The sequence below is a fragment of the Kribbella sp. NPDC005582 genome, assembly GCF_040605415.1.
GTDB lineage: Bacteria > Actinomycetota > Actinomycetes > Propionibacteriales > Kribbellaceae > Kribbella.
In genome coordinates this window covers 343,470-364,116 of the sequence record NZ_JBEXCU010000008.1, presented here as the reverse complement: position 1 = coordinate 364,116, position 20,647 = coordinate 343,470, and the positions used below count along the sequence as shown (strand labels likewise).

The window sequence follows — 20,647 nt, the reverse complement described above, 5'->3', positions numbered from 1 at the left end:
AACTCACACCCATCGAGTTTGAGACAATTCAACCCGTCGCACTCGCGGCCTGAAACACCAAACCCCGCGAGTCAACTGAACTCGGGGCAGTCCCGGCGTTGCTGATGAAGCACTTGGTCCGGGTCGTGCGCGAGCGACATCAAGTGTTTGATGAGCAGCTCGCTCGCCTTGTCGATATCGACGCCGGCGAGGTGTGGGACCGTCTGGAGGCCGAGTCAGGGGATCTGAGCGAGCTCATCGATGTCGCGGAGCGGGTGGCCGCTGTCGATGGCGATATCACTGCGGCTGAGAAGGGAGTTATCGCCGAGCTTCGGTCGCGTTTGAGGCTGAGGTGAGCTGTCCGTAATCGCGTGTCCCCACGGTGTATCAGATGGTGGACTGGGGTGCTCCTCTTGGTGGGGGTGTTTGCGATGCCTGTGGTGGATGTGCATTGTCACAACTTCAACGGGGACGACTTGCCTGTTCGCGGGTTTGTTCGGCATGTGGGGATGCATGACTCGGTGGTGAGTGGGGCCGTGGCGGGGTTGCTGGATGCTGTTGTGCAGAAGGGGGCGCCGGGGTATGCCGAGGAGAAGGCTCGGCTGGACTCGTTGCTTGGGGGGAGCACGTTCGGGGACGGGCTGGAGGGGCTGGAGCCGGCGGAGCGTTTGATTGATCCGGCTGATCAGTTGGAGCTTGAGGTTGACGCGGAGCTGACTGAGTTGGTGCAGCGGAATCCGGAGTTGGTACGGCGGGCTGGGCAGGAGCTGGGTGGGACCGAGGAGGGGCTGTTCGACGCCGCCAAGGCGGTACGTCGGGTGGTTACGTGGGCGAAGCTCTTCACTAAGTCCCGGCTGGATCTGACGGGGGTGCTGACCACCACCTATCCGGAGGTGGATCTGTTCTGTCCGATGTTGGTTGATCTGGGTACGGCGCTTGGTGACCGGGCCAAGACGACGATTCGTGAACAGGTTGTTCTGCAGGAGCAGATCAGTCGGCTGAGCATGCTTGGCCGGTTCCCTTGGCCGACGATGGCGCGGGTGCATCCGTTCGTCGGGTTCGATCCGCGCCATGAGGTGCGGTCCCGGCGGGCTGGGGACATCGATACGCCGTTGGCCATCGTCAAGGATGCGGTGCTGCGGTTCGGGTTCGTGGGCGTGAAGCTCTATCCGCCGATGGGGTTCCGGCCGCTGAAGAACGTGGCTGTCGGGGATGTCACCGCGGAAGAGGCTGAGGCGCTCAACGTCGTACTCGACGAGTTCTATACGTGGTGCGAGGCCGAGCAGGTGCCGATCACGGCACACTGCAACAACTCGCAGTACGCCAGTGACGCTTACCAAACCGCGGGTCTGGCTGGTCCGGGCGGCTGGATCGATGTCCTCGGCAAGTATCCCGGTCTGCACATCAACCTCGGCCATTTCGGCGGCGCTCATGCGGTCGAGAACCCGGATGCCTGGATCTTCCAGATCGCGAACGCCGCTGCGCGATTCGAGTTCCTGTACGCCGACGTCGGCGACCACAAGATTCACGAGCGCGAGCTGTCCGGCCCGTACCTCGACCGCCTCCACGACATCTTCGGCCGGGCGGCGACCGAGGTGATGGGCAGGCGGCTGATGTACGGCACCGACTGGTACATGCTCGCTGTCTACCCGGAGTGGCAGAAGTTCCTCAGCACGTACCGCGACCTCTACCGAGACAAGCTCGGAGCGGGTCCGGCCGACGACTTCATGGGCGGCAACGCCCTGCGTTTCCTAGGGTTCGACGACTCGGGGAACAAGAACAACCGCAGACTCCGGGACCGGTACGAGCGCTATGCGCTCGGACGTACGCCGGCCTGGCTGGCCCGCCCCCTGCAGCCACCGCACTGATGACGGGGAGGCAGGTCCATGTGGGACGATGCCGAGCTCATCGAGATCATCGAGACCTTTCCGGCGGTCGCCGACGAAGCGCTGGCTGCCATCCAGCAGGATGTCGCGAACCCGCTGAACCTTGCCTCTTTCGCCGCTGCGGCAGCGTTCCTCGGGACTGACGCCGCCAAGCAGTGCATCATTCAGCTGCAGGCCCTCGATCTTCTGGACGCCTTCGGCGAGGCGTTGCGGGCGCGTGGAGTCGAGATCGACGGTACGGCGGCCGGCGGCGGCCGGATCAACATCGAGGGAATGCACCACTTTCTCGAACGGGCGAAGACCTTCCGGTGCCGGATCGAGGTGGACCAGCGGTTCGCCGGCTCGGGTTGCCTGGTCGGTCCCGGGTTGGTGCTCACGGCGTGGCACGTGGTCCGGCGCGACGGTCCGGGTGTGGTGGAGAATCCGCCCCCACGGGTGACGGTGACGCTAGCCGACGGCACCACTCACGATGCCGCGATTCCACCGTCGTTCGAATCGCCGTGTGGTGCTGACGAGTGGAAGAGCATCGCGCCTAGGCAGGATGCCGACGTACTGAATTGTCATGACGTCGCACTGCTCACGCTGCGCCGACCGGCCGCGCGGCACCTCGGGTTCGTCCGGATGCCGCCCACCGCGCCGCCGGCGACGTCCCGGATGAAGCTGTACCTGCTCGACTTTCCGGCCGGGGTGGACGAAGGGCTGGGCGACGGCAAGACCTGGAAGATCCGAGGCGTCAGCGTCCGTCTGCGGCACGACGTCAAGACGGCGGGCGGCTCGTCCGGCGGCGCCTGCTTCAATGAACGGTTCGAGTTCTTCGGGCTGCATCAAGGCAAGGCGGGCGAGGGCAAGTACGGGCGGTTCGTTCCGGCGTACCTGTTCCTCGACGCCGTGGCAGGGCTGATCCAGAACGACATCTCGCCCATCGAACTGTGGCACCTGGACGGGCAGAGCGATCGCCTCGTCATCGGGCGAGACCTCTTCGTCCGAAGCGTCGCCGAGGCGAGCAAGGACATCACGCGGGTGCGCGGGATCAGGGTGAAGCGGACCGATAGCGACGACAGCGGGCTCGGCTTCTCCTACCGGATCCTCGACGAGTTGCTGCTTCGCCAGGGCGGCGCGCACCTCGCCGTCCGGGTGCCCGTCGGGGACGCGGTGCCCGACCTGATGGTGGACCTCACGCAGCGCGTCGAAGCAGCCGGTCTCGCGGTCGTCGAGGCGCCGTCACCCGGTGGGGTGGATCCGGTCCAGGCGGCTCCGGAGGCAGCGGCTCGGGATCGGGCGGCCAGGCTCGCGCTCGCCGTGAACGAGGGGGCCGCGAAGCTGGGGCGTACGGTGTGGTTCTTCTTCGACGGTCCGTCCGGACGGATGTCGGACCCGACCCGGCTCCATCTGGAAGGGTTTGTGGCGGCGTGCCTGACGTTGCCGCGCATTCGCCTCGTCATCGCCGGTCTCGAGACCGTCCGGCTGGCCGGGCTCGAGTTCGCCGCGCCTGACGTCACCGGCGGGGAGGGGCCGGCCGGGCTGGTCGTCGACTACCTCACCGGGTTCACGCGGGCGGACCTGCAGGACTGCCTGACCCGAGCCGCCGCGGAGCTCACCCAGGCAGTCGATCCGATCGTGATCGGCAGCCAGGCAGACATCGCGCTACAGGGGCTCGTGCAGTTCAACCAGCGATATGCGACCAAGGATCTGGGCACTGTCGTCGACAGGTTGCAGCCGTATTTGGCGCTCCTGCGTACGCAGGGAGAAACGCCATGACCGAGTACGACGCGGTGCTGTCGAGCGGATCCGTCGCGGACCAACCGGTGATCATTGCCCAAGGCATCGACCAGGCGCGGGTGTACGCCGCACTGTCCGGTCCGTTCGACCCGGTCCAGGCGCTGCGCAGTATCGATCAGGTGGAGACGGCCGGCCCGAGCGAGCTGACTGCGATCGCCGCCGGACTCTCGCAGGCCTGTGACACCGCCTTGTCCGCCGTGCACGGGCAGTGGCTGATGCGCACCGCCGAACGGCGACGGATCCTCAACGCCCTCGCGGCCGACGATCGGATGCAGAGCGCGGTCGCCTGGCGCCGGGAGAAGGAGCAGGATCAGCCGACGGTGGATCTGCTGAACGCGATCGAGGCGGCCGGGATCTTCGCGGGCGACGCCATCGCTGCCGCGGTCCGCGACGATGCGGATCGGGAGACACTCGAGCGGCTCGCCGTCGGGCTCGGCCGGGTCGGAGAGCTCGCGCCGCAGTATCAGCAGGCGCCTCGGGTCAACGCGGCGCTCACCCATCTCGACCTGGTCGCATCCACCAACCAGGACCGCGGGTTCTTCGGACGTCAGGCCGAGATCGCGCAGATCGTGCGCTGGCTCGACAGTGCGGTCACCGGGCGCCCGGCATCGGCCCTGTACGTCGACGGGCTGCCGGGCATCGGGAAGTCCGCGCTGCTCGAGGAGGTCACCGCAACGTTGCTCGGCCGGGACGACGAGTGGGTCGTGGTCAGGTTCGACTTCGACCGGGCCGGGCTCGACGTACTGGACTCCGTCGGGCTGACGCTGGAGTTCGCCCGGCAAGTGTCGGCGCAACTTCCCGGTTCCGAGCAACGGATCCAGCAGAGCCGGGAACGTGTGGCCAGTGCACCTTTGCTCAAAGGCGAGGGGCAAGAGCGGGTGCCCGAAGAGCTGGGAGCCGTGCTGGCCAACGCACTCGGTAGTCCAACGCGCCGGATCTTCCTGACGCTGGACACCCTGGAGGTACTGCGGGCCCGTGGCGAGACGCATCCGGTCCGGCTGTTCAGTTGGCTGGACCAGCTCGCAAGGGTCCTCAACGTGCCCATCGCGATCGTCGGCGCCGGTCGCGGCGGAGCCTTGGACGCCACGAGTCCGTACGTCGGAGAGCAGATTCCGCTGACCGGATTGGACCCGGGCAGCGCCGACCACCTGCTCGCGCGGCTCGATGTTGATCCGGGAGCGTGGGAGGACCTGAGAACGATTGCCGACGGGAATCCGCTGGCGCTGCGGCTGGCGGCGAAGTTCGCGAACGAGCACGGGACGCGGGACCTGCCGAAGGCACGCGGACGCGGTGAGCTCGCGGTGCCGTACCTGTATCGCTTCATCCTGTCCCGGCTCGACGACGAGGCGCTGAAGAAGCTGGCGGTCCCCGGGCTGGTCGTCCGGCTGATCAACGCTGACGTGATCCGCGAGGTGGTCGGACCGCGGGTCGGGCTCAAGGGGCTGAGTGTCGCGCGGGCGCAGGAGTTGTTCGAGACGCTCGCCAGTCAGCACTGGCTCGTCGAACCAGCGGTCGGCGGTTTCGTGCGGCATCGCACGGACATGCGGTCTGTCCTGCTGCCGCTCCTGTACGACGCGGAGCCGCGGAAGTCGGCGGGTATCGACCGAGCAGCGGCGAAGTGGTTCAAGGCTCGTCCGGAGACGTGGTGTGCGGTCGAGTCGGCTTATCACGAGCTTCAGCTGATGCGCCGCCGGTCCGCGGTGCCGCCGATCGACCCCGCGGTACTCGCCCAGCTTGATCCGTTGACGATCGCGGAACTTCCGAAGGCGGCGCAGGACGTCGTACTGCTGAGCCAGGGCGAACGCTCGACGAGCTACCGCGGTGAACAGGCCGCACCGGGCCGAGCGCTGGATCTGAATGCGGTCGTCGAACTGCGGGCGATGAACGAGCGCTCGGACTGGCTTGAGGGCAATTACGTGTACGACCGCGCGTACGTCGGCGCGTCGTACGACCCGACCGGGCCGGAAGCGATCCCGGCCATCACGTTCCTGTGGCGTTCCGGCCGCTGGCGTGAAGCACGCGAGCTGCTGCTACAGCACGGCGGTTGGGACCGAGCCGGTGCAGGTAATCCGTTGGCTCCGGAGGAGGGCGTGGCCTTCGCCGACACGCTTTGCCGACTGGAGATGGGGGCCGAGTTCAGCTTCGACGCGTGCGTTCAAGCTCTCGCCGCGGATCCGGAAGCAGGCCGGAACGCGATGAGGGTAGCGCTCGAATCGACGGTGACTGGAGCCGACGGGACGCTCCGGTTTGCGCTGTATCGGTCCGGGATCGAGTTCGTGCGGACAGTGAAGAGGTACGACGTGGTTGCCAACGTCGAGGGCTGGTGGACGCATGGCGTCGCCACCACCAGCTTCTCCGGCGACTCTCCCGGTTGGGAGCGGATCACCGGGCAGACCGGTCCGGTGGAGATCGGTGAGGCCGACGCGTCGGTGCTGGCGGCGCGTTCATTCGCCGTGCTGTCGCCCTTTGCCGACCTGGTCGGCACGATGAGTCAGTTGCCGGATCACCAGTACCTCGGTGAGTGGTTTAGGTCTGTGGCGGAAGGACTCGATGCGCTGGGATTCCTGGCACCACGGGGTTCGCAGCCCTGGCGAAGCTACGGGAACCCTTCGCAGGCGATGCAGGTGTTGACCGATCTGGGATTGCTGGCGGAGGCGGTTGCGGCCGCGGCCTATCTTCATGAGGATCCTGACCTGCGGCTGGTCGGGATGGCTGCTGAGCGTTGGCGCCGGACGACGGCCGGCTCGTGGTCCTACGGATCCAAGACGAAACCCAAGACGTGGGCGCGGGCTGTCGACGTCTCCATCGCGGATCGGCTGGCGGTACTGCAGGCGGACTCCGCCAAGTTCGGATCGGCGAAAGCGCAGCTCGAGGCGTGGTGTCCGGGATTCGCGGCTGACGACGTACTCGGGCTGCTGGAACGGCGGGCGCCGAAGATGCTCGCCGCTGCGACAGAGGCGGCACGGGACCGGCATGACGTGGAGGGCGCGGCGGAGCGGTTGCTCCGGTGGTCCGTGCCGAGTGCGTTCGTGCCACCGGTAGCGGTGCTGCTGCAGAGGCGGCGTTACAAGATCTAGAGGGGGAACGGCAATGTCGAATGGAACGCAGGACGAGGCTGTACGACGGGCTCAGGCCGAGGAGAGGTTGCAGAATCCCGCCTTGCGGGCGGTGATTGCGGAGGCGATCGCCGCCGGAGAGGTTCCGCCGGTCCTGGTGTCTGAGCAGGATGCCGAGCGGCTCGACAAAGGCGACGACCTGGAGAGCGTGCTGCGCACCGACGAACTCGAGGCGATAGTACGGCGGTTCGGCCGCCCGCCGTTGCTGGTCGAGGACAACGCGGTGGTGATGCAACCCCTGCCCGAGTTCGCCGCCGGTACCGACGTACTGATCAAGGGTGTCGAGTCGTACGTGAAGTCCGTCGGGCGGGTGGAGTTCGTCAATCACGACATGGAGTGGGGCGGCACCGGCTGGGTGATCGACGAGCCGACCAGTACCAGCCGCATCGTCGCGACCAACCGGCACGTCGCCAAGCTGGTCGCTGCCCGGGTGGCCGACGGCAGTGGCGTCTTCCTGCGCTCGCCGGCCGGAATCCTGTACAAGGCACGGATCGACTTCAAGGAGGAGGTCCACTCCAACCCGGGCGACGCGACACCGATCCTGGTCACCAAGATCATCTATCTCGCCGACGACGCGTCACCTGATCTCGCGCTGCTGCGGATCGAGGGAGAGCCCGGTCTGCCGTCCGCGCTGCCGCTGGCCGACGAAGAGGCGGAGCAAGACCAGCGCGTCGCACTGATCGGATACCCGGCGTACGACTCGCGGAATGACAAGGACGACCAGGCCCGCTATTTCCAGGGCGTGTTCAACGTGAAGCGGTTCGCGCCCGGTTTCGTCATGCAGGCGCTCGGCGGTGGCCAGGCCCTGAGTCACGACTGCACCAGTCTGGGCGGCAACTCCGGCTCACCACTGATCAGCCTGGAGAACAAGGGCGTGGTCGGGCTGCACTTCTCCGGACAGTACGGCGTACAGAACAATGCTGTCGGCGTCGGCACTCTCAGGCGGCTGCTGGCCGGTGAGCGGCCGATGAGCAGGGCCCGGGGTCCGGTGGTGGTGGAGGCGCCGACCGAGGCGGTGGATGGATCGCACGGGCCCGAGTTCTTCGCCGGGCGGGAAGGATACGACCCGGCCTTCCTCGGCAAGAAACTGCCCGCGCCCTGGCCGGTACTCGACGCCGCCACGGAGGCGACCCTCGCAGAGCCGACCGACCAGCTACCCGACCGGCCCTTCGAGCTGCGGTACACGCATTTCGGCGTCAAGTACCGCGCGGACCGGAAGCAGCCGTTGATGACGGCGGTCAACATCGACGGTGAGCACACGGTGCGGATCAAGCGGACCCAGGACAAGTGGTTCGCCGACAAGAGGATCGCGGCAGACATCCAGCTCACCCAGGCCGACTACAGCGATCCTCAGATCGACCGCGGGCACATGGTACGACGCGAAGACCCGAACTGGGACGTGGCGGCGGCCGGCAGCAACGACGCGACCCAGTTGGCGAAGGACGCCAACGCGGACACGTTCCACTACGTCAACGCGGCCCTCCAGCACTCACAACTCAATCAGGGCAAGCAGTTGTGGCAGGGGCTCGAGAACTACATCCTCGACAGCGCTCGGACCAAGGGTTTCAAGACGTGTGTGTTCACCGGACCGGTCTTCCGTGCCGATGATCCGGAGCTCGTCGAAGGGCTACCCGTTCCACGGGAGTTCTGGAAGCTCGTCGTGATGCCGGCGAGTGGGGGCAAGAAGCTGCACGCCACGGCGTACCTGCTCAGTCAAGGGGACATGATCCGCGATCTCCTGGAGAAGCGATCGCGGGTCGAGGCGGTCGAGGGGTTCGTTCTCGGTCCGTACCGGACGTTCCAGATCGCGATCGCCGACCTCGCCGACGCGACCGGGTACGACCTAAGCGCCTACATCCCGGCTGATCCGCTGGGCCAGGCGCGGATCGGTGATGAAGCCGTCGACAGCCGCGAACCGGTGTTCGTCCCGCTGGACTCCTTCGAGCAGATCGTCGCCTGACGATCTCGATGTGCGGGCCGGCGTTAGCATCGCGGCATGGGTACGCGGCTGGTGCAGGTGAATATGAAGGCTTTGGACGACTCTGCGTTGGGGAGGTTCTGGGCGGAGGCGTTGGGGTGGGAGATGTCTAGTGAGGGGCCTGGGGTGACGAACCTTGAGCCTGTGGGGTTTGTGTATCCGGATCCGGTGGCTGTGGTGGTGGACCTGGTTTTGTCTTCGGAGCCTAAGACTGTGAAGAACCGGGTGCATCTTGATCTGGCGACCGCCACCGTCGAGGAGCAGGAGGAGATGGTTAGGCGGTTGGAGGGGCTGGGGGCTTCGCGGGTTGATGTGGGGCAGGGGGAGGTTCCTTGGGTGGTGATGGGGGATCCGGAGGGGAACGAGTTTTGTGTGTTGGAGCCTCGGGAGATCTATCGGGATACGGGGCCGGTTGCTGCGGTGGTGGTGGATTGTTTGGATCCGCGGGGGATGGCCGGCTTTTGGGGTCGGGCAACGGACTGGGTTGTGCATGAGGTGGGTGACGAGCTGGCTAGGTTGCGGTCTGGGGCGGGGGTTGGGCCGTATTTGGAGTTTGTGCGGACGGCTGAGGTGAAGACGGTGTGGAACCGGGTGCATCTTGATGTTCGGCCGTATCCGGGGGATGACGTGGAGGTGGAGGCAGAGAGGCTGCAGGAGCTTGGGGCGTCTGCGGTTGATCTGGGGCAAGAGGTTTCTTGGAGGGTGCTTGCGGACCCGGAGGGGAATGAGTTCTGTCTGCTTGCCCCAGGCTGAGCCCACGCTTCTTAGGTGGTGGTTGTGCACGAGGGTGCGGGTTGTGCACAAGGGCGGGTGGTGTGTGGGTGGAGGGCTCAGGCTGGTGGGAGTGCTGGACTGAGTGGGGGGACGGTGATGTGCTGACGGGGTGATCGAGGGTGTCGGGCGGTTGACGTTGGCTTGGGTGGAGCGGCAGTTACAACCACAAGAGCGGGTTGTTGCGGCTATGGCGCTGCAGGGTGGGGTTACAGCGCGGGTGGTCAAGTTGACGGTTTCAACGGGGGACGGCCGGACGCGGGGGTTGGTGCTGCGCAGCTTCATTGACGTCGTGGAGGCGAGTGACTGGCTTGGGCGGGAGGCTGGGGCGCTGCGGACGTTGGCGAAGAGGAGCGGGGTGGTGGCTCCGGGGTTGGTGGCGGTTGATCCGGCTGGAGAGCAGTGTGAGTGGCCGTCGTTGTTGATGACGCATCTGCCGGGGCGGGTGGTGCTTGACGATGAGGGGGTGGAGGAGCGGCTGCCGGTGTTGGCTCGGCAGTTGGTCGCGATTCATGGGGTGCAGCCGCGGGAGCGGCCGAAAAGCTTTGTGACGCTGTCGACTGCGGAGACCGCGGTCGTGCCTGCGGGGGCGGACTGGAGCGAGGCGATCGACGTGATTCGGCGGCCGGCGCCGGCGTACGTCGGGAGGTTTTTGCATCGGGACTTCCAGCCGGGCAACGTGTTGTTCGAAGGCCAACGGATCACGGGGGTGGTCGATTGGGCCGGTACGTCGTGGGGGCCGGCCGAGCTCGATGTGTCGCACTGCTCGACCAACTTGGCGTTGCTGCATGGGCCGGAGTGGGGACTGCGGTTCGCCGAGGCCTATCAGGAGGCTGGTGGCGAGCTAGCCAATCGGCGCTATTGGTTCGTGCGGGACGCATTGGCGGCATCTGAGGAGATCAGCAGAGTGTCGCAGCCGTGGCGTGAGGCTGGGCGGATGGAGTTGACGACCGCATGCCTCGAGCAACGACTAAGCAACTACATAGCAACGTTGATGGAATCACGTGCGAGGACGGACGAGCCCTAGGTCGTAAGCGATGATCGTTGCTTGGACTCGGTCTCGGGCGTTCAGCTTTGTCAGCAAGGCGTTCACGTGGGTTTTGGTGGTGCCGATGGTGATGCCCAGGCGGTCCGCGATCTCGGCGTTGGTGAGACCGGCTGCGATCAAACCCAGGACTTCGCGTTCGCGAGGGGTGAGTTTGTCGAGGGACTCGGTGGAGGTGGGAGCGCCGGCGGCGAAGGCTTGGATGAGGCGGCGGGTGACGGCGGGCGCCAGCATTCCGTCGCCTGCGGCAACTACTCGGATGGCTGTGAGGAGGTCGTCGGCCTGGGCGTCCTTGAGCAGGAAGCCGGAGGCGCCGGAGCGGAGTGCTTCGTAGACGTACTCGTCGAGGTCGAAGGTGGTGAGGACGAGGACGCGCGGGCGATCGCCTTGCTGGGTGAGCATGCGGGTGGCGGAGAGGCCGTCGAGACCGGGCATCCGGATATCCATCAGTACGACGTCTGGGTCGCGCTCGGCGGCGAGTGCGACCGCCTCGGCGCCGTCACCGGCTTGGCCGACGACCGTCAGGTCCGGTTCGGCGTCGACGATCGCGGCGAAACCGGCGCGGACCACGGTCTGGTCGTCGACGATCAGAACCCGGACAGTCATCAGGTCAGCTCCTTCTCGGTCGGAGAACGAGGGGCCGGAGTGCCGTCCTCATCCAGGGTTGCGAGTAGTTCGCGCATCGCGGCCAAGGCCGATCGCGCCTCGGCGAGTACGTCGGTCAGCCGGCCGGCCTCGGCGAGATCGATCATCGAGTGCGTGCGGGTCAGAACACTGTGATGCAGCCCGGCGGCGATTCGTCGACGCTCGGTGTGGACCTCGAACTCGGTCGCCTGGACGAGCTGAGCGAGAGTCGCGCCGGTGTGGTCCAGACGCCTGATCCTGCGCTGCCGGACGAAGACGCCGGTCAGCCAGCACGCGAAGAGCACGAGGATGAGCAGGAACGCGATCAGCCCACCGGTGAAAAGCGCGAACCCTGGCTCGGGATCGGGCTCGGTCAGGGCCATCAGGATGCCCGCCGAGAGCCCGAAGCCGGCCCCGGAGGCGAGCATCGACAGGGCGGTCACGACCGGATCCCCGCCGTACGCCGCGACTGCGTACACCGCGGCCGCGGGTGCCACCAAGGCGAACGCCAGACCGGGTGCGAGCGATTCGGGCAGCAGGTCGAGACCGATCGCGAGCGGCCAAAGGCATCCGGCGAGCACGATCCCAGCCACAACCGTCCACGGCCGGTCCCGGCGCCCGAGCAGAATGAGACCCGGAATCACAGCCAGCAGCAGAGCCAGGCTGATCGTGGAAGCATCGAGCCCTGGCGCGTCGGAGATCAAGCCGATCGTCCCGCCGACGGACGGCAGCGTGACACCGACAAGTACGCCGGAGTCCGCGAACCACCGCTCCTGCCACCGCATGCCCGGCGGCGACGCCACGGCCGCACCGGCCACCGGAGTCTGGAGGGTCGCCCGCACCTGCCAGCCGCCGTCAGGCCCGGGGCCTGCACTGAGGGTTCCGCCGGCCGCTTCAGCGCGATCCTGCATGCCGGCAATTCCGCGCTTGCTGCCCTGACCCGCGCCCGCAACACCAGTCGCCTGCCCGTTCTCCACCAGTACGTCGACGCGGTCGCCCGCACGCGTGACCAGCACCCGTACGGCGGCCCCTGGCGCGTACCGCAGCGTGTTCGTCAGCGACTCCCGCACAATCCCGAAGACGGCCTCAGCAACCGGCCCGGTCACCTCTGGCGCGACATCGACCACGACCTGCTGCCCCAGCCGCGTAAAGGCTTCCGCCAGACCCGTGATTCGCGCACTGAGTGGTTCCGCATGCGCAGGAGAACCGTTCTCCAGCATGGCCACCAGCTGATGCAGCGATTCCAACGTCTCGCGGCCGGTATCCGCGGCGTAGGACAGCGCCTCGGCCGCCAGTTCCGGCCGACTGCCGGTCAGCCGCTCGGCCGCCGTACCGCTGACGACGATCGAGGTCAGGTGATGTGCGCTCACGTCGTGCAACTCACGAGCGAGGCGACGGCGTTCCGCGGCCGCCGCATCGAGCCTGCGCGCATCGGCGTCCAGCAATTGCTGCGCCGCGGCCGCCCGCGCCGCGAGTCGCCGGCGACGGTTCTGACCGGCACCCAGTACGACGACGTACAAGATCAGGTTGATCACGGCCTCGCCGGCAAAGTCCCAGCCGGGACCATAGGACACCAACGCAGTCAAAGTCTGTACGGCGGTCAGTACGCCGAAGGCCCGCCAACCGATCGTGGACGTGCGGCGGACGGCTACGGAGTACAAGGCAACAATCTCGACCGGGAGGACGGCCAGTCCCTCCGGCGGAGTCGCGAGATGACCGATCACCAGTACGGCGGTGATCACGCCGAGTGTCGTGATGGGAGCGCGGCGGCGGAATCCCAACGCGATCGCCGCCACGACCGAGGCCGCAGCGCCGGCAACGAGCTGCTCGTTGCTCAGCTGCAGTTCGGCGGCATCGGCCAGGGCGGGGAGCAACGCGAGCCACCCGATCCCCAGGACGATCGGCAGCAGCCAGTTGCGGACGTGTTCCATCAGGGCCAAAGCATAGGGTCTCTCTACCCGGCGGCCCGGCGTCTCTACCCAGCGATAGAGGCGGTGATCGTGCTTCCGGCCGACGCGGATCCGGGGTGCGGATCAGCATTCTGAAGCCATGACCATCACGCTATCCGCCGAACCCGTGACGTACGAACGACTTGCCCGCGTCACCGGCCGGCCCGACCGGTGGCGGCCGATCATCGGCACGTTCGTCCTGTTCGGTCTGTACATCGTCGGGGTCGTGCTGGTGTTCGGGCAGTTCGAGCTGATCGGCGCCGTACTGGATCTGCCGAAGGACGCCGACGGCCAGCGGATCTTCAACGACCTCACCGAAACCGCGCTCGCCCTCGCATCCGTCGCGATCGGGCTGCCGGCGCTGGCGTTGACGATGTGGTGGTTCCAGCGGCGTACGTGGGGATCGGTCACGTCGGTGGCCGGGCGCTTGCGGCTGTCCTGGCTCGGGCGGTGCTTCGTGGTCGCCGGCCTGGTCTTCGGCCTCACGATGGCTGCCGCCGCGGGGATACCCGAGGCGGACACGACGACGAACGGTTCCTGGGTGGGGTGGCCACCGTTCGCCGTCGGGTTGGTCATGCTGATCTGCTTGGTTCCGCTGCAGGCCGCGGCCGAGGAGTTCATCTTCCGCGGCTGGTTGCTGCAAGCAGCCGGCTCACTCTTCCGTCGGCCGGTCCTGAGCGTGGTCCCGCAAGCCTTGCTGTTCGCGGCGGCTCACGGCTGGGGGACGGTCTGGGGCTTCGTCGACCTCACGGTCTTCGGCGTGGTCATGGGGTGGCTCACCATTCGCACGGGCGGGATCGAGGCCGCGATCGCCTCGCACGTCACGAACAACCTGGTCATGTTCGTCATCTCGTCGGCGTACACCGGAGGACTCGCCGTCGACGAAACCGCCGCTGACATGCCGTGGCAGTACGCCGTGGTCGACATTGCCTGCATCGTGCTCTTCGGCGTACTGATCCTCAAGCTCGCCAAGCGCTATCAGGTGAAGACCGAGGCGAGGAGCTCGGCGGGCTGAGGTGGCGGGGTGTCGTCGTTGGTGGTGGTGACGGAGAGCGTGAGTTGATGCCGAGCGTCGGCGGTGTGGTAGCTCCAGGTTCGGTAGCCGAAGATGCTGCCGCCGTGGCCCCAGAGGTCCAGGTTCGGAAGAGTGATGTGCTCGATGCCGAGCCCGCCTGCGAGGAGAGCGTCGAGCTCGGCCGGACGGAGGAGTTTGCCGGTGAGCAGTGCTTCGTAGAAGCGGTTCAGATCGCTCGCTGTGGAGACAAGTTCGCCGGCCGACCAGGCTTGGGACGCGTTGAAGTCGCTGATGTCGATCAGTTGGCCGTCGAGGGTCAGGTAGCCGTGAGCGTGGGGCTCCGGGAGGATGGGGTCATCGCCCGGGATGAGGGTGTGGTCCAGGCTCAGCGGCTGCAGGATGCGAGTGGTGACTTCACCTTCGTACGAGCGGCCGGTCGCGGCCTCGATGATCAGGCCCAGCACGATGTAATTCGTGTTGGAGTAGGAGGGTTCGGAGGCGAGTGGGTGGGCGGCGGCGATGCTGATCGAGCGCTGGCGATCCCAGTGCACGAAGCGATCCCGGATGATTCCGGCGGTGTCGGGAAGGTCCCCGGTGTAGTTGTAGAGACCGCTGGTGTGGTCGAGGAGCTGACGAACAGTGACCGCATCACCGACGGGCAGCACGCCTGGCAACCAGCGATCGACTCGGTCCTCGAGCGCCAGGACTCCTTCACCGACCAGTTGCAGTACGACGGTCGCCGTGAAGGTCTTGGTCACGCTACCGATCCGGAACGAGCCCGCCGGGTCGACCGGGGCCGACGTACCGAGCTCTGAGACTCCGCTCGAACCGGCCCAAGGCCCATCAGGGCCCTGGTAGTGCAGGAGAGCACCCGCCGAACCGGCAGCAACCAGAGAGTCGAGGAACTTCTGCAGATCTCGCATTCACCAAACCTAGAGGGTGACGTCTGGTACTTCGAAGGTTTGGATGGTGTTGGGTTCGAACCAGGACCAGAAGCGGGTGCCGTGCATGGTCGTGTCCTGGGCGGACTGGTAATGAGTCGTGCCGGGCGTGGTGGCCCAGCGGGGCACGAGAGCGCCGTCGGTGGCGGGCTTCGTGAAGCGGGAGAGGTCGAAGTCCAGGTACTGCGCGGAGCCGTAGTTGATCGCGACGATGACGAGTTTGCGCGCGGCCGCGTCGTACGCCGCGATGGTGTTGCCGTTGCCGCCGTCGAGGATGCGCATGCCGGGCCGGATGTGGCGGGTGTACTGGGCGAGGACGTAGTACTTCGGATTGATCGGGCCGGTCGTGCTGTTGCCGAGGTCCTGGATGAGACCCCAGCCGCCGCCGTCGACGACCTGCCAGTAGACCCACGCGCTCGGGTGCAGCCAGCGGAAGTCGAGGTTGAGGTTGCCGGCCAGCGACAGGCCGCTGGCGTCGCCCTCGCCGTACTCGGAGTTCCAGATCTTGCGGCCGGCGGATTTCGCGGCGGCGTACAGGAGATCGCGTCGGCCGCCGCCGGCCTGGTAGCCGTGAACGTTGATGCGGGCGACGTTGTTGCGGGTGGTGGTGTCGAAGCTGTTCCAGGTGGAGAGTGCGGAGTCGTAGCCCCAGCAGTCCGACGCGGCGATCGGCATCCAGCCGAGGTCGCGGGCGTTCAGTTCCGCGCGGAGGGCGTTGATGACCGGGCGTTGGGTCGCCGGCTCGAAGTGGCAGCCCTCCTGGGAGCCGTCGGCCTTCCACCAACTGCCGTCGGGTTCGTTGAAGGGCTCGACCGAGCTGAAGTCGACACCCCAGTGGTCGTGCGCGTAGCGGGCGATCGTGGCGAGATAGACAGCGTGCTGCTGATGGTTCCAGGTCTGCAGGTTGTCACCGCCGCTCGCGGAACCGGACGGGTTGTGGTTCTGGCACATCCACCACATCGGCGAGTTCGAGAAGAGCTCGATCCGGTTCACGCCCCGGTCGCGCGCCTTCCACATCAGGTTGCGCTGCGCGCTGTCGACGTACCAGTTCCAGCTCGCCGAGGACGGGGCCGAGCTGAACCAGTCGAGCCAGTACCCGTCCATCTGCCGGGGATCGCCGATGTAGGGCGAGCGAACCATCGACTCGCCGTTGATCGGCTGCGTCGAGCACGCGCCGGCGTTGTAGCGCGCGATCGTCAGCCCCAGTCCGGGCAGCGCCGTACCTTGATAGTCGACCGTGTTCCGCGTGAAGAAGATGTCGGCCAGGTCGTCCCGGTTGCCGTGGGCCTTGCCCCACCAGCACAGCGACGTCCCCCAGCCCTCCCACGCACCCCAGTCGCTGCGTGGATCGATGGACGCGGCCGCAGCGGCCGCGGGAGAGGTCTGTCCGAGTACGGCGGCGCTCAGCGGAGCGGCGACGATCGAGCCCAGCACGGTACGACGGCGCATTGCATCCTCCAGGGGGCGGTCCGGCAGGCAGCTACCGCGACCCTAGACCGGCCGGACCCAGTTGCCCACCTCCGCAACGGTCATCGCCCGCGGAGCGGTGGCAACGTCGGGCCTGGGTGGTGCATCAGAAGTAGGTCGTCGTCGCGGATGACGAGGTCGGCGATGCGGTAGGTGAGCTGCGGGTCGTCATACGGCACGAGTGTCCACTCGGTCGGGCGGTTGGACTTGAGCAGGTAGACGTCGGCCTTGGAGGTGAGGTGCGGTGCGATGGTGTTGGTCGTACTGACGGTGCTGTTGGCCGGGATGCGGTCGATGAGGCGATTGGCGGCTGCGGCGAACTCTCCGGGGCGGCCGGGGCCTTCCGATGCCGCGGACTGGAGGAAGAAGGTGAGACAGGAAAGCGAGAGCCCGGTGGCGATGAGTGGCAGAAGCAGCCGACGCCGGCGGCCCAGCAGATGGGGGCGGATCAGCGTGAGGCCGTGGATCAGTGCGCAGAAGACGATGGGCATCAGGACGGCGTCGTAGTGGAACGTTGGGATCCAGTACAAGATGTAGGTGCTGCCCAGCCGCCAGCCGAGGGTCGGCAGCAGCAGGAGAACCACTGGTGATCGGACCGCCAGAAACAGCGTGGGCAGCAGGATCAGCGCTACCAGCCAGAGCTTGTCCGAGGTGAACAGATCACCGGACAGCGCAGGCTCCGGAGCCTTCAGGCCGCCTTTGCCCAGGTACCGGTAGTTGCCGTAGGCACTGAATGCCGGGATGATCACGAAGACGCTGAGCAGCGACGCGGCCGCGCCGCCGATCGCGGTGAAGATCCCCAGCCGCCGAGTCTCGGGGCGGAGTGCGATCAGCACCCCCAACACGGCCAGTGTCATCCCCAGATCTTCCTTCACCAGAACCAGGGGAGCAGCGATCGCGACCGCGCGGCCGGGGTGTCCGTGCAGGAACTCGGCGAGGCCGAACGCGAGCAGAGGGACAGCGAACGCGATCTCGTGGAAGTCGAACGTGAGCGCGTTCAGCAGTCCCCAGGACAGGCCGTAGCAGGTCCCGATCACCAGGCCGATCCGGTGGCCGAACGTCGTACTGGCCAGCCGGGCGATCGGGAAGACCGAGACCGCGAAGAACAACGCCTGCGCGACCAGCAGGGCTTCCGCCGTCGGGAAGATCCGGTGGAACGGCGCCAGCAGGATCAGGATCGGGTGGAAGTGGTCGCCGAGCAGGATCAGGTTCGGGTCGCGGATCGTCGAGACCGGGAGGTGACCGTGGGCGTAGCTGTGGACCGCCTGGTCGAAGATGCCGAGATCGAAGGCGCCCGTGCGGTACGACCGATGCTGCATCAGTACGAACCAGACTTCGACGACGGCGAACGCTCCCGCCAGTGCGGCGGCCGGCCAGGCCCGGGCGCGGTGCTCCGCGATCGGTACGGCGGCGCGGGTGAACCGGTCTGTCCACGTCGTGATCATGCCCGGAGTATGGAAAGGGCCCGCCCAAGAGAACCTGAAGCGACCTGAAGCGTTCTTCAGGATGATCCGCAGGGCGTGCGAACCTGGATCCGTGCGGCTACTGGTGGTGGAGGACGAGCAACGGCTCGCGGCAGCGGTGAAGTGGGGCCTGGAGTCCCACGGCTTCACCGTGGACGTTGTGCACACCGGTCCGGAGGCGTTGTGGGCCGCGGAGGAGAACGAGTACGCCGCGATCATCCTCGACGTGATGCTCCCCGGGCTGAACGGATACCGGGTCTGCGAGAGCCTGCGCCGTACCGGTGTCAGCACTCCGATCATGATGCTGACCGCCAAGGACGGCGAGTACGACCAGGCCGAAGGACTCGACACCGGCGCCGACGACTACCTGACCAAGCCCTTCTCGTACGTCGTCCTGGTCGCGCGGATCCGCGCGCTGTTGCGGCGCAGCGGTTCGGTCCGCGCCGCGCTGGAGGTCGGCGACCTGGTCATCGACCCGGCCGCCCGCACCTGCCGGCGGGGTGACACAGCGATCGAGCTGACCGCACGGGAATTCGCGATCCTCGAGTGCTTGGTGCGCCGGCCCGATGTGGTCGTCACGAAACGCGAGATCCTCGACCAGGTGTGGGACGCGCACTACGACGGCGACGTGAACGTCGTCGAGGTCCACGTGAGCGCGCTCCGCCGCAAGATCGATCAGCCCTTCGGCCGGAAGACGCTGCAGACCGTTCGAGGCATGGGCTATCGGCTGATCGGGAGCGCTCATGCCTAGGCTGTCCACGGCGGCCCGGGTGACGGTGGTCGCCGGGTTGATCAGTGCATTACTCGCAGGTGGGTTCGCCTACTGGATTCGGCACGAGGTCTACACCTCGCGGTACGAGGTCGAGCGCGAGCGTGCGAACACGACGCGCGACCTGATCGCTGACAACCTGGCAGTTGAGCTCCATCGCGGGAATGCGTCGACAGTCACCTTTCCGGCCACTACGCAGCTTTACGAGATCATCGACAGTGCGGGCCGAACTGTGAAGATCCACCCCGCGCTCGCGCCCTTCCAGACGAACGGTCGGCCGATCCAGCCCCGGCCGCTTCCCCGTGAGGCAATAGCGTGGGACGGCGATCGCGCCATCACCTTCGGAGCACCGGATCCCAAGCTGCAGCAGCACGCGTGTACGTTGGAATCGGACCGGTCGATCTGCGCAACCGTCGGGCGACTATCCGGACGGCGGCTGAAAGCCTATCGAACAGTGGGGCTCGGCTTCGAGTTCAGGCGGCTGGACAAGGAGCCCGGGCGGCTGCACGGAACGCTGGCAATCACCGTCTTCGTGCTGCCGTTCGAGGCCGAGGATGCGGTGGCCGATGTGGACCGCGTGCTCAAGCCTGCGTTGCCGTTGGCGGTCCTGATCATCATGCTGGGCGCCTACGTCGGGACGCGGACGGCGCTGCGGCCGGTTGAGCGGATGCGGGCTCAGGCCGCGGCGATCAGCCAGCGGAATCTGCATGAACGGGTGCCGGTGCCGAGGACCGGGGATGTCGTGGCTCGGTTGGCGACCACGTTGAACGAGACCTTGGCTCGGCTGGAGGCGGCGGCTGAGCAGCAGCGTGGTTTCGTGGCCGACGCGGCCCACGAGCTGCGGAGCCCGATCTCCAGTCTGCGCGCGATTCTCGAGGTGGCGGACGAGCACCCCGACCGTGCGGACTGGACGAAGGTGAGCGGGACCGCGATCGAGGAGACGAAGCGCCTGCAGCAGTTGGCCGACGACTTGTTGCTGGTGGCAAGACTCGATGCTGAGCCAGGCACCGTGCATCAGCCGGTCGATCTCGCCGAGCTGGTACGGCGACAGCTGGCGCGGCGGGTCGACGAGGGACCCGAGCTCACCTTCGACGCCCCGGAGTCGGTGCTGGTCGCCGGTGACGCCGCGCAACTGGCGCGCCTGGTTCGCAACCTCGTCGACAACGCGATCCGGCACGCCCGGACATCGGTTGCCGTTGGCATCGAGCAGCAGGACGGGAACGTCGTACTGCGGATCGATGACGACGGCGCCGGGATTCCGGAGGCAGAGCGGGAGCGGGTGTTCGAGCGGTTCACCCGCCTGGACGAAGCGCGGAGTCGCGACGCCGGTGGGGCGGGCCTCGGGTTGGCGATCGCGCGGGAGATCGCACTTCGCCACCACGGCACCTTGACGGCGGCCGAAGCGCCCGATGGTGGGGCGCGCTTCGTCCTCGTACTCCGTCAGGTGTGATCGTTGACGCGGTCGGGGGTGAGGCGGATGACGACGCGCTTCACCTCGGGTGGGAGGGCGGCGTACTCGTCGGCGGCTTCTTTGGTGGCGTACTTGATGGCGAGGGTCTGGGCCAGGGCGCGGTCCTCGTCGGGGGTGATGACGGCCTTGGCGACGACCTCGAGGTAGCGCATGGGGTTGGCGCGGTCGATGACGAGGAGGCTGGTGCGGGGGTCGGCGACCAGGTTGCGGGTCTTGTAGTAGGCGGCGTCGGACGAGATCAGTACGTCGTTGCCGTCGCGGCCGACCCAGACGACGGTGTTCCGCGGGGCGCCGGTGGAGCTGAGGGTGGTGAGCACTCCGACGTTGGTGTCGTCGAGGAGGGCGCGGGCGGCTTCGGAGAGTTCGGCGGGCATGAAGTGAGGTTATGCGGAGT

At 67.0% G+C, this 20,647-nt stretch carries 16 protein-coding genes; 10 read left to right on the top strand and 6 right to left on the bottom strand.

The window, feature by feature from the left end:
* Window positions 1-104 precede the first annotated feature (104 nt).
* The 7 genes from ABZS29_RS35715 (at window position 105) to ABZS29_RS35685 (ending at window position 10,536) form a co-directional block, all read left to right on the top strand.
* Complete coding sequence (locus tag ABZS29_RS35715) at window positions 105-335, top strand: hypothetical protein (RefSeq protein WP_355468983.1); 231 nt, start codon at window positions 105-107, stop codon at window positions 333-335.
* A 153-nt stretch (window positions 336-488) separates the two neighbouring features.
* Entirely contained in the window at window positions 489-1,847 is a 1,359-nt protein-coding gene (locus ABZS29_RS35710; RefSeq protein WP_355468981.1) for an amidohydrolase family protein, read from the top strand.
* Window positions 1,848-1,865: 18 nt separating this feature from the next.
* On the top strand, window positions 1,866-3,623 hold the full coding sequence (locus ABZS29_RS35705; RefSeq protein ID WP_355468979.1) for a serine protease: 1,758 nt from the start codon (window positions 1,866-1,868) through the stop codon (window positions 3,621-3,623).
* A complete protein-coding gene (locus ABZS29_RS35700) occupies window positions 3,620-6,721 on the top strand; it encodes an ATP-binding protein (RefSeq protein ID WP_355468977.1) in 3,102 nt (1,033 codons plus the stop codon). Before ABZS29_RS35705 ends, ABZS29_RS35700 begins: the two co-directional genes overlap by 4 nt.
* Window positions 6,722-6,734: 13 nt before the next feature.
* On the top strand, window positions 6,735-8,720 hold the full coding sequence (locus tag ABZS29_RS35695) for a DNA/RNA non-specific endonuclease (RefSeq protein WP_355468975.1): 1,986 nt from the start codon (window positions 6,735-6,737) through the stop codon (window positions 8,718-8,720).
* Window positions 8,721-8,756: 36 nt separating this feature from the next.
* The gene (locus ABZS29_RS35690; protein WP_355468973.1) at window positions 8,757-9,491 is read left to right on the top strand and encodes a VOC family protein; all 735 of its coding nucleotides are present in this window, start codon (window positions 8,757-8,759) and stop codon (window positions 9,489-9,491) included.
* Window positions 9,492-9,621: 130 nt separating this feature from the next.
* Complete coding sequence (locus ABZS29_RS35685; protein WP_355468971.1) at window positions 9,622-10,536, top strand: aminoglycoside phosphotransferase family protein; 915 nt, start codon at window positions 9,622-9,624, stop codon at window positions 10,534-10,536.
* On the opposite strand, the gene ABZS29_RS35680 is transcribed toward ABZS29_RS35685, so the two are convergent.
* Together ABZS29_RS35680 and ABZS29_RS35675 are read right to left on the bottom strand one after the other, a co-directional pair.
* Window positions 10,510-11,160 (bottom strand): response regulator transcription factor, encoded by a 651-nt coding sequence (locus ABZS29_RS35680; RefSeq protein ID WP_355468970.1) that lies wholly within the window; start codon window positions 11,158-11,160, stop codon window positions 10,510-10,512. The two genes, ABZS29_RS35685 and ABZS29_RS35680, sit on opposite strands and share 27 nt — an antisense overlap.
* Complete coding sequence (locus ABZS29_RS35675) at window positions 11,160-13,109, bottom strand: histidine kinase (RefSeq protein ID WP_355468968.1); 1,950 nt, start codon at window positions 13,107-13,109, stop codon at window positions 11,160-11,162. The genes ABZS29_RS35680 and ABZS29_RS35675 overlap by 1 nt, the downstream gene beginning before the upstream one ends.
* A gap of 118 nt (window positions 13,110-13,227) precedes the next feature.
* Between ABZS29_RS35675 and ABZS29_RS35670 the strand changes: the two genes are divergently transcribed.
* Window positions 13,228-14,142 (top strand): CPBP family intramembrane glutamic endopeptidase, encoded by a 915-nt coding sequence (locus ABZS29_RS35670; RefSeq protein WP_355468966.1) that lies wholly within the window; start codon window positions 13,228-13,230, stop codon window positions 14,140-14,142.
* Here ABZS29_RS35670 and ABZS29_RS35665 read toward each other — a convergent pair.
* The 3 genes from ABZS29_RS35665 to ABZS29_RS35655 all read right to left on the bottom strand — a co-directional run bounded on the left by ABZS29_RS35665 (window position 14,106) and on the right by ABZS29_RS35655 (window position 17,995).
* Window positions 14,106-15,065: a serine hydrolase domain-containing protein gene (locus ABZS29_RS35665; RefSeq protein ID WP_355468964.1), complete on the bottom strand. Its 960-nt coding sequence runs from the start codon at window positions 15,063-15,065 to the stop codon at window positions 14,106-14,108. The two genes, ABZS29_RS35670 and ABZS29_RS35665, sit on opposite strands and share 37 nt — an antisense overlap.
* Window positions 15,066-15,074: 9 nt before the next feature.
* Entirely contained in the window at window positions 15,075-16,532 is a 1,458-nt protein-coding gene (locus tag ABZS29_RS35660) for a glycoside hydrolase (RefSeq protein ID WP_355468962.1), read from the bottom strand.
* Between the two features lie 80 nt (window positions 16,533-16,612).
* Window positions 16,613-17,995 carry a DUF2079 domain-containing protein gene (locus ABZS29_RS35655; RefSeq protein WP_355468960.1) on the bottom strand — a complete coding sequence of 461 codons (1,383 nt, stop codon included), beginning with the start codon at window positions 17,993-17,995 and terminating at the stop codon, window positions 16,613-16,615.
* Window positions 17,996-18,086: 91 nt separating this feature from the next.
* Here ABZS29_RS35655 and ABZS29_RS35650 point away from each other — a divergent pair, with 91 nt between their 5' ends.
* Both ABZS29_RS35650 and ABZS29_RS35645 read left to right on the top strand, forming a co-directional pair.
* A complete protein-coding gene (locus tag ABZS29_RS35650; protein ID WP_355468959.1) occupies window positions 18,087-18,764 on the top strand; it encodes a response regulator transcription factor in 678 nt (225 codons plus the stop codon).
* Window positions 18,757-20,232 carry a HAMP domain-containing sensor histidine kinase gene (locus ABZS29_RS35645; RefSeq protein ID WP_355468957.1) on the top strand — a complete coding sequence of 492 codons (1,476 nt, stop codon included), beginning with the start codon at window positions 18,757-18,759 and terminating at the stop codon, window positions 20,230-20,232. The genes ABZS29_RS35650 and ABZS29_RS35645 overlap by 8 nt, the downstream gene beginning before the upstream one ends.
* Here ABZS29_RS35645 and ABZS29_RS35640 read toward each other — a convergent pair.
* Window positions 20,223-20,627 carry a PPOX class F420-dependent oxidoreductase gene (locus tag ABZS29_RS35640; RefSeq protein WP_355468955.1) on the bottom strand — a complete coding sequence of 135 codons (405 nt, stop codon included), beginning with the start codon at window positions 20,625-20,627 and terminating at the stop codon, window positions 20,223-20,225. The two genes, ABZS29_RS35645 and ABZS29_RS35640, sit on opposite strands and share 10 nt — an antisense overlap.
* Window positions 20,628-20,647: the final 20 nt, after the last annotated feature.

Bases quoted from the DNA above. Each gene is read 5' to 3' on its own strand.
- ABZS29_RS35715 (WP_355468983.1), top strand. From the start codon at position 105: ATGAAGCACTTGGTCCGGGTCGTGCGCGAGCGACATCAAGTGTTTGAT.
- ABZS29_RS35710 (WP_355468981.1), top strand. From the start codon at position 489: ATGCATGACTCGGTGGTGAGTGGGGCCGTGGCGGGGTTGCTGGATGCT.
- ABZS29_RS35705 (WP_355468979.1), top strand. From the start codon at position 1,866: ATGTGGGACGATGCCGAGCTCATCGAGATCATCGAGACCTTTCCGGCG.
- ABZS29_RS35700 (WP_355468977.1), top strand. From the start codon at position 3,620: ATGACCGAGTACGACGCGGTGCTGTCGAGCGGATCCGTCGCGGACCAA.
- ABZS29_RS35695 (WP_355468975.1), top strand. From the start codon at position 6,735: ATGTCGAATGGAACGCAGGACGAGGCTGTACGACGGGCTCAGGCCGAG.
- ABZS29_RS35690 (WP_355468973.1), top strand. From the start codon at position 8,757: ATGGGTACGCGGCTGGTGCAGGTGAATATGAAGGCTTTGGACGACTCT.
- ABZS29_RS35680 (WP_355468970.1), bottom strand. From the start codon at position 11,160: ATGACTGTCCGGGTTCTGATCGTCGACGACCAGACCGTGGTCCGCGCC.
- ABZS29_RS35675 (WP_355468968.1), bottom strand. From the start codon at position 13,109: ATGGAACACGTCCGCAACTGGCTGCTGCCGATCGTCCTGGGGATCGGG.
- ABZS29_RS35670 (WP_355468966.1), top strand. From the start codon at position 13,228: ATGACCATCACGCTATCCGCCGAACCCGTGACGTACGAACGACTTGCC.
- ABZS29_RS35665 (WP_355468964.1), bottom strand. From the start codon at position 15,065: ATGCGAGATCTGCAGAAGTTCCTCGACTCTCTGGTTGCTGCCGGTTCG.
- ABZS29_RS35660 (WP_355468962.1), bottom strand. From the start codon at position 16,532: ATGCGCCGTCGTACCGTGCTGGGCTCGATCGTCGCCGCTCCGCTGAGC.
- ABZS29_RS35655 (WP_355468960.1), bottom strand. From the start codon at position 17,995: ATGATCACGACGTGGACAGACCGGTTCACCCGCGCCGCCGTACCGATC.
- ABZS29_RS35645 (WP_355468957.1), top strand. From the start codon at position 18,757: ATGCCTAGGCTGTCCACGGCGGCCCGGGTGACGGTGGTCGCCGGGTTG.
- ABZS29_RS35640 (WP_355468955.1), bottom strand. From the start codon at position 20,627: ATGCCCGCCGAACTCTCCGAAGCCGCCCGCGCCCTCCTCGACGACACC.